Genomic DNA, 1,355 nt, shown 5'->3' on the forward strand with positions numbered 1-1,355 from the left:
CTGCTCCCCGGAAGTTGGACTGAGAAATTCAGTTCCGACTTCCGGGGAGCAGTTTTATGCATGCACGTAGTTCATTGTCTGAGGCGCAGCGCGAGGCGGCTGTAGCGTTGTTTGAGAAGGGTGTCGGGTATGGGTCGGCGGCCCGGGTGCTGGATGCGCCTCGTGTGCCGGTCAGGGCACTGTATGGGCGGTGGAGGATTCATGGGCAAGGAGTGCTGGTGGGCAGGGCGGTGAGGTCGTACTCGTTTGAGTTCAAACGTGCCCTGGTCGAGCGCTTCCTCGCGGGCGAGTCCGGCCCGGATCTGGCAGTCGAGGCAGGTCTGGCCTCCCGTGAGCTGCTGCAAAAGTGGGTCCGGGCGTACCGGCTCGAAGGCGAGGACGGGTTGCGGCCGAAGCCCAAAGGCCGGCCGCGGAAACCCGATTCCCCGCCGCCTGCGGATTTGCCCGAGCTTGAGCGGTTGCGGCGGGAGAACGAACGGCTGCGCGCTGAGGTGGCGTACCTGGGAAAACTGCGGGCCTTGAGGGAACAGGGACGACGGTAAAGGTTCAAGCCGTCGTTTCCCTCAAGGCTGACTATCCGCTTGGTGTCCTGCTGGACATCGCCGGGCTGGCCAGGTCCACGTTCTTCTATCACCAGCCCCGGCTGCAGGCGCCGGACCCGACAGAGAAACTCAAAGCCGCGGTCACGGAGATCTTCGAAACGAACCATGGCCGGTACGGGCACCGCCGCATCCACAGCGAGCTGGTCAAACAAGGGTGGACGGTCGCGAAGAAGACTGTGCTGAAGCTGATGCAGGAACTCGGGCTGGTCTGCAAGGTCCGGCGCCGGAAGCGCTACAACTCCTACCAAGGCGAACAGGGCGCGGTCGCGCCCAACGTGCTGAACCGCGAGTTCGACGCTGATGCACCGAACCAGAAGTGGGTAACTGATGTGACGGAATTCAGCGTCGGGGACCGGAAGCTCTACCTCTCACCGGTCATGGACCTCTTCGACCGGCAGATCATTTCCTACTCGCTGGGCTCATCCCCGAACCTTGCGCTCACCAACGATTCCCTGCGTGAGGCCCTGACCTGCCTGCAGCCCGGTCAGCAACCGCTGGTGCACTCGGACCAAGGCTTCCAATACCGCCACGCCTCCTGGCGCACCCTGATCGCGGGCGCCGGCGCGGTCCAATCAATGTCCCGCAAGGGAAATTGCTACGACAACGCGGTCATGGAGAACTTCTTCGGCCACCTCAAGTCAGAACTCTTCCACCGCGTCCGGTTCCTCAACACCGACGCCCTGGCAACCGCCGTCGAGGAATACATCCACTGGTACAACACCAAAAGAATCTCAACAAAGCTCAAGGGCCTGA

General features: G+C 62.6%; 2 protein-coding genes. Both read left to right on the forward strand.

The features are described from left to right. Window positions 1–218: 218 nt before the first annotated feature. On the forward strand, window positions 219–542 hold the full coding sequence (locus PV768_RS21780; protein ID WP_370460487.1) for a helix-turn-helix domain-containing protein: 324 nt from the start codon (window positions 219–221) through the stop codon (window positions 540–542). 50 nt (window positions 543–592) lie between these two features. Continuing rightward, on the forward strand, window positions 593–1,355 hold a 763-nt coding region (locus PV768_RS21785), incomplete at its 3' end, for an IS3 family transposase (protein WP_421094199.1).

Source organism: Pseudarthrobacter sp. CC4 (assembly GCF_048957775.1).
GTDB lineage: Bacteria > Actinomycetota > Actinomycetes > Actinomycetales > Micrococcaceae > Arthrobacter.